General features: G+C 50.0%; 5 protein-coding genes. 4 read left to right on the forward strand and 1 reads right to left on the reverse strand.

Features of this window, described 5'->3' with window-relative positions; translation table 11 throughout:
• Positions 1–94 (forward strand): transposase (locus WBA89_RS04960; RefSeq protein WP_424404428.1); only part of this gene is annotated, 94 nt, incomplete at its 5' end.
• A 103-nt stretch (positions 95–197) separates the two neighbouring features.
• On the opposite strand, the gene WBA89_RS04965 is transcribed toward WBA89_RS04960, so the two are convergent.
• The gene (locus tag WBA89_RS04965; RefSeq protein WP_424404425.1) at positions 198–1,622 is read right to left on the reverse strand and encodes an NCS2 family permease; all 1,425 of its coding nucleotides are present in this window, start codon (positions 1,620–1,622) and stop codon (positions 198–200) included.
• Between the two features lie 1,070 nt (positions 1,623–2,692).
• Between WBA89_RS04965 and WBA89_RS04970 the strand changes: the two genes are divergently transcribed.
• The 3 genes from WBA89_RS04970 to WBA89_RS04980 all read left to right on the forward strand — a co-directional run.
• Positions 2,693–5,332, forward strand: coding sequence for an endonuclease MutS2 (locus WBA89_RS04970; RefSeq protein ID WP_424404429.1), 2,640 nt, complete (start codon positions 2,693–2,695; stop codon positions 5,330–5,332).
• Positions 5,333–5,584: 252 nt separating this feature from the next.
• Positions 5,585–6,187, forward strand: a complete 603-nt coding sequence (locus WBA89_RS04975; protein WP_424404426.1) for a DUF3038 domain-containing protein — start codon at positions 5,585–5,587, stop codon at positions 6,185–6,187.
• A 146-nt stretch (positions 6,188–6,333) separates the two neighbouring features.
• On the forward strand, positions 6,334–7,221 hold an 888-nt coding region (locus WBA89_RS04980), incomplete at its 3' end, for a DUF4335 domain-containing protein (protein ID WP_424404427.1).

Genomic DNA, 7,221 nt, shown 5'->3' on the forward strand with positions numbered 1-7,221 from the left:
TTTGTGGAGTCCGAGTTACTTTGCCTCGTCAGTTGGCGGTGCCCCTATTGAAATATTGAAGCAATACATCAAAGAGCAAGAAAAGCCGTCCTAGAAGGACGGGGTTTTAAACCCAGTTTTCTGATAATTAACAGGAGGGTTATACCAATTTTTTATGAGGCTGCATAGAATGCGATCCCCCCGGCGCCCCCCTTACCTTATCCGAAACGAAAAGTTTGAAACACAAAGCGGGCAATGAAAATGGCTGCCAAAATCCAGGTGACAACAGAGACTTCGCTCGATCGACCTTTAACCAATTTAGCAAAGGGATAGAGAATTAATCCCGCTGATAACCCAGCCGCGATCGAAAAGCCCAACGGAATGAAAAATATCGTCACAAAAGCAGGAATAGCTTCGGTCAAATCGTCCCAGTTAATGCTGGTAATGCTACTCATCATCAAGACTCCCACAATCAGCAGCGCTGGGGCTGTCGCAAAGGCAGGAATAGCTTCAAAAATTGGCACGAATAGTAGCGCCACCAAAAACATGATAGCTGCAATAACTGCCGTAAAGCCTGTCCGCCCGCCCTCAGCTACTCCGGCTGCTGACTCAGCAAAAGTTGTCACCGTCGAGGTGCCCAAAATGGCTCCTAGGGTTGTACCGATCGCATCTGCCATCAGCGCCTGATTGGCACGCGGCAGTTCGCCATTCTCGTCAATATAACCTGCTTGTGTCCCCACACCAGACAATGTACCGATCGTATCGAACATATCCACAAATAAAAATACCAGCATCGCCGCTAAGAAATCGATGAAGTTGCTGGCATTGACTCCCGACAATCCCACAAAAGCCTGACCAAATAAATGAGACGGAAAGGTGGGAATAGCAGCAATCCCATTCGGTGCCGGTGTCACTCCTAACATCCATCCCAAGATAGCGGTTCCGGCTATACCCCAAAGCAAAGCACCTTTAACCCGACGAATAATGAACATCACCGAGATGAAAATGCCAAACGTTGCTAACAGTGTTGCTGGTTCTCGGAAACTGCCGAAGGAAGTTTTGGTTACTTCGTTGGCGACAATCAAACCAGCCCCCCCAACTTTCACCGCACCGCTGAGTCCGATATAAGCGAGAAACATACCAATCCCAACCGTGGTGGCTGCCTTAATCGAGTTCGGCACAGCGGTAACTAAGTGGCGGCGAATGTCGGTCAATGTCAAACCCACGAAGATTAAACCTTCAACCAGTACGCAAGCCAGTGCAGTACGCCAATCAATTTTCAGCCCTAAAACTACTGAGTAGGCAAAAAAGGCATTTGTACCCATACCAGGGGCTAGGGCAAAGGGATAGTTGGCGATAAGTCCCATGCACATTGTGCCGATCGCGGCTGAAATCCCGGTCACGACAACCAGTTCCGCAAACAAATCTTTGGGCTGGTTGAGGAAGACAGCATCCGATAGAATCAGTGGATGGACAACCAGTATGTATGCCATCGTCATAAATGTTGTCAGTCCCGCTACAGTTTCAACCCGAAAGTTAGTCTGGTAAAAATCGAACTTGAAGTATTGGGCGATCGCTGCGGCCCAGCCGGTATAGGTTGGTGCGTGCGGTTGCTGCTGAAGCTCTTTTTCTATGTTGCTCATTCAGTTGTCTCCCAATAAATGTTGTTCGGGCGCGTCCACCAGGTTTTCCACAAACAAGGTGCGATTTTCAAAACGGTCGATCGCTCCTGTGTTTGTGTATTAAATCTGTCAGTAATTTATGCTAAAAATTACTCACTTTTTGTTATTGCAGATACAAAGTGTTCGATTTTGGAGAATATATAATAACTGGCTAGATACAAATAAACATTCTCCGGTCACAAAGTGTTTCCTGCTATCACAAGCATAGAAATTGCTTGATTTTTAAGTGGTAGGAAAACAGCTTGAGGAAGTGACCCAAGTTTTTGACTGCTCGTACAGCCTATTCCAGATTTATGAATTACACCCCAAAAACCTGGTTTTTTTACAGTTTTTTCCGGATAATTGATTGTATTCAACAAACCAGGTTTCACGCGACTGCACCTACAGGGAATACGCTGTATATTTTAAATTAAAAATTGCAAATTACTGAATGTATAATGACGGCAATCGCGCGATCGCAGTTGCAGCTTTTTTTGGGAATTCCGAGCGGTAGAAAGTATAAACCTAGACCTACAACCCCAAGGTGCAAGTTCTCCCTTTCCTCATAGGAACTGTCAAAAGTATTCCTGCACAAGAATTTTTTGGTTTGTTGACTCAACCCCAAGTCCAAAATACATCTCCAACAATTCTCGCTTCGCAGGCATAGAGCCTGCTCTTTACAGGCTTTTTAGGATTCGTATCGAGTGTGCCGCCGCTCGAAAAATCGATTGAATTTAAAAGTCAAAGAGCGGCGGCGCACCCTAGGAATAATGTTGAATAAAATTTGAAGAATGGTATAATTTGTGACAGAGAACAAAAACGGATACCAACCCCGACGACCGCCGTAGAAAGATGAAAATTTTAAAGCTTAGTTCCAGCTATCTTCACCTGTGGAGTAAATCGAAAACGGAAAATCGACAGGGGACGATCGCAGATACTTTCTCAGGTTGCGCCCGGAAAGCCGAAAAAACTTTAAAATAAAAGAATAGTGCAGTAAAATTCACCTTCTCAGCGAACACCTGGGAATGCCAATTACCAACACCACCTCAACCTTGATTCAAGCCGAAACACTAGAACTATTAGAATGGCCGCGCCTGTGTCAGCACTTGGCTACCTTCGCGGCCACCAAACTCGGCGTCGCCGCCGCCCTCGACCTCCAAATCCCAGCAACTCAAGCTCAAACAGCAGAATTGCTCGCCCAAACTGAAGAAGCTTATCAGTTAGAGAGCCGCCCCGGCGCTGCTTTGAGTTTTGAAGGAATCCAAGACATCGGCTCTACCCTGCAGCGAGCCGAACTGCAAGGTTTGCTCGGCGGCGAAGAATTGCTGGCAATTGCTACCACCCTGGCGGGGGCGAGGCAATTGCGCCGGATAGTTGACTCTGCAACGGATGTGCCGATACTCAAAGAATTGGCTTCCCAATTGCGGACTTATCCCGAAATCGAGCAAGAAATTCATCGGTGTATAGACGATCGCGCTAGAGTAGCAGACAGAGCCACTCCTAAATTAGCAGGAATTCGAGTTCAAATGCGACAGTTGCGCGATCGCATTTATCAAATACTCCAAGGCATTTTGCAGCGGCAATCCAACGCCGTCCAAGAACAGGTAATTACTCAAAGAAGCTCGCGCTTTGTGATTCCCGTCAAAGCTCCCCAAAAAGATGCCATCCCAGGCATCGTTCACGACTCCTCAGCCAGCGGCGCAACACTGTATGTAGAACCCCACAACACAGTCAATCTCAACAACCAAATGCGGCAGTTGCTCCGGCAAGAACAAGCCGAAGAAGAAGCAGTCCGCCGCGCCCTCACCGAGCAAGTCGCAGCAGTCAAACCCGATTTAGACAGATTGTTGGTGGTAGTGACAACTTTAGATTTAGCTGCCGCCAAAGCCCGTTACAGTTTTTGGTTGCAAGCAAATCCTCCTAAATTTATCGAATTCGGAGAACCAGAATTAGCACCAAAAAATCCCGACAAATTAGATGAGGAAAATTCAGAGGAAGAAACAGCAGAAAATAGTCGATCGTTAATTCCCAATTTGCGATCGCCAATTACCCTCCGTCAATTGCGCCATCCTTTATTAGTTTGGCAGCAGCAATACGAGCAAGGCTTTGCAGTCGTGCCCGTCGATTTAACTATCAGCCCCCAAATCCGCGTCGTCGCCATCACCGGCCCCAACACCGGCGGCAAAACTGTCACCCTCAAAACCTTGGGATTAGCAGCTTTAATGGCAAAAGCCGGAATGTTTGTCGCCGCCCGCGAACCCGTAGAATTGCCGTGGTTCGACAACATTCTTGCCGATATTGGTGACGAACAATCCTTGCAGCAAAGTTTGTCTACTTTCTCCGGCCACATCCGCCGCATCAGCCGCATTTTAGAAGTTTTGCATAATAAATCGGAAGGGGAAAGTGCAGGAGAAGGAGAAGGAGAAGAAAATTCCCAATTCCCAATCCCCGATGCCCAATTCCCAATGCCCGATGCCCAATTCCCCATGCCCGATGCCCAATTCCCAATTCCCAAATCTTTAGTTTTGTTAGACGAAGTAGGAGCGGGGACAGACCCCTCAGAAGGCAGCGCATTGGCGATCGCCCTATTGCAATATCTCGCCCGACATTCCCTATTAACAGTTGCAACTACCCACTTTGGCGAACTCAAAGCCCTCAAATATCAAGACTCCCGCTTTGAAAATGCCTCGGTAGAATTTGACGACAATTCGATGCAGCCAACCTATCGCTTGCTGTGGGGAATTCCCGGACGTTCCAACGCCCTAACTATTGCTAAAAGACTCGGTTTGCTAACATCAATAGTCGATCGAGCTCAAACCTATGTCGGCGGAGCTTCTGCCGATGTCAATCAAGTGATTGCAGGACTCGAAGCCCAGCGCCGGAGACAGGAAACCAAAGCCCGAGAAGCCACTCAACTGCTGCACCAAACCGAAAAACTGCACAGAGAAGTTTCTCAAAAAGCAGCCGCTTTGCAAGAGCGGGAGCGAGACTTAAAAATTGCTCAGGAAGTGGCAGTAAATGAGGCAATAGGTACAGCTAAATCGGAAATTGCTCAAATCATTCGGCGCTTGCAGTCGGGCGATAAAACGGCTCAAAATGCTCAAGTGGCGACAGATACCTTAAATCAAATTTCCCAAAAACATCTGCCCTCTCGGCAACAACCGGCGAAACCAAAACCGGGTTTTATGCCAAAAACGGGCGATCGCATCCGCATTCCCAGCCTCGGCCAAACCGCCGAAGTCCTCAGCGGCCCCGATGCTAACGAAGAATTGAGCGTGCGGTTTGGGATCATGAAAATGACCGTCAAACTGGCAGAAATCGAATCCCTCGACGGTCAAAAACCCGAAACCAAAGCTCAACTAGCCAAGGTAGCAGCCCAAGCGCAGGCTACCGCCAAGGCCAAGCAAGCAGCAGCGGAACCTGCAAAATCCAATCCCGAAATCGCCATTCGGACTGCTAATAATTCGATCGACCTCCGGGGTGCGAGAGTCTCCGACGCGGAAATCGAAATCGACAGAGCTCTTTCCAAAGCAGTGGAATACGGCGTGCTGTGGATAATTCACGGCAAAGGTACGGGACAGTTGCGGCGCGGGGTGCACGAATTCCTTGCTACTCACCCGCAGGTTTCCCGCTTCGAGCTCGCCAGTCAAAAAGAAGGAGGTGCCGGTGTGACGATCGCTTATTTACATTGATTTCGGTCACTTTGTGGCCTAGGATGGTTGGGGGTAAAAATGTTTGGGTTTTGCTGCGGTTGGGCGATCGAACTTGCAACCGCAACTTTCGACTAGCAAATCCGTCCAGCAATTAAGATTGCCGGAATCAAAACAGCGAGTTATGGAGAAAAACTAACAGATTATGCCGTTGTCCGGCGGCCGCAAACCCGTCAACACCGCATCCTGTTAGGATATTCAGCCTCAACCAGTCTTATTTCCCGTGCCCAAGCCATGCGCTCCACCGTAAAGCCCTCCGCTCCCACAAATAAAACGGGCCCATCTCCCAACTGGGAAGAATTGACCCAAAAAGCACCAGAACCTACCCAGTTGGACAATATTAAAGCCCAACTGGATTTAGTGCTGTTAGCCCTAGAAGCACTGGCAGAAATTGGCTCGGAGGCGATGCTCAAAGTAGCAGCCGAACTGAATTTGGAGCCAATGGTAGCCGATCGCGTGGCATTGTGGCGGCTGCGCCAATCTAACCCGCTGCGGAAAGGCCAGGGAGGGCGCAAAAAACTCGATGTGGAAGAAGCTCGATCGCTCGTTTTGATCGGCTGTCATTTAGCAAAACAGCACCAAGCTTTAATCCGACGCGCCGTGGCTTTGCTCGAACAAATGGCAGAGCAAAACCGGGAACCTCACACAGTCGCTTTGCTAGGAGATTATATAGACAGGTTCAGCAACACCTATGCCGATCGCATGGAAGATGCAGAAAACCTATCGGCAAAAGAACTAACCAACCTAGCCCTCAAACTCCTGATAGATTTGCTATTTTACAGCAGTCCCGGCGGTCACAGACGGCTCTGGCTAGCTCTTCTAGACCGCGCGCGCTAAAAATAAAACAACAGCCAACAGTCAACAGCCAACAGTCAACAGCCAACAGCCAACAGCCCACACTCAACAGCCCACACTCAACAGCCAACAGTCAACAGCCAACAGCCAACAGCCCACACTCAACAGCCAACAGTCAACAGACTTCTATGATTCGCAAACGGTACACGCCCCCTACTTGCACGCTGGAAATAACAGCCAAAAGTTCGCCTCTATCTCGCTGGGCCGGCAAACCCGTATTTAAATCTTTAAATTTCGAGTTGCGGCTCGACGACCCCAGACTACCAGATACCGAACACGTTACTCTCAGGGGCGATCGCATTCAACTCGAAACCCTCCACGAAGCAGTCAGCAACTACGTCCAAAACTTGCTCGGCGAATCCCGCGATTGGGAAAGCAACCTCAACTCCCAAACAAGCCTGACCGCAAGCGACCCAGACTCGCCAGAGGTCGCGCGCAATGTCGTTACATTCGATCGGTCAACCAACAAATCCGAACCCGGAACCATCGCCCCAAACACTTCCTACCTGCCAGTTCCGCCCCGCCTAGAACCCCGCGGCTTGCTCGCCCACAACTTATTTTTAGGCACTTTAACCCCCGCAGAATCCGGGCCTGCAGTACACCTAAGCACCCTGCAACTGTTTGACTTAGCCACAGCATTAGATGACTGCGCCGCCGAAGCCATCGCCCTTCCCAACCTCAACCGCCAGCGCGGACGATCGCCCTCAGCAGCCGGACTCAAAGTCGCAGCAATGCTGGTCGCTAGCGCTGGCCTGACCGCAGGAATCATCAAAATGCTCGTGAACCCCCCCACATCCCCACAAACCGCCTCAGCCCCCGCCAATCCAGAACTGAGCACCGCCTCGCGACAGCCCCAGCTAGCTGCCGGCGTTCCCCCCAGCCCCATTCCCGCCCCCGCAACATCCCCAACAACATCCCCAACAACATCCCCAACACCAGGTTTACCGCCCCTACCGCCCCCGCCCATCAACACCGCCGCCTCCCCCAGCCCCACCTTGCCCCCCATCGCCCTCGCC

This window comes from Microcoleus sp., assembly GCF_049646505.1.
Classification (GTDB): Bacteria; Cyanobacteriota; Cyanobacteriia; order Cyanobacteriales; family Microcoleaceae; genus Microcoleus.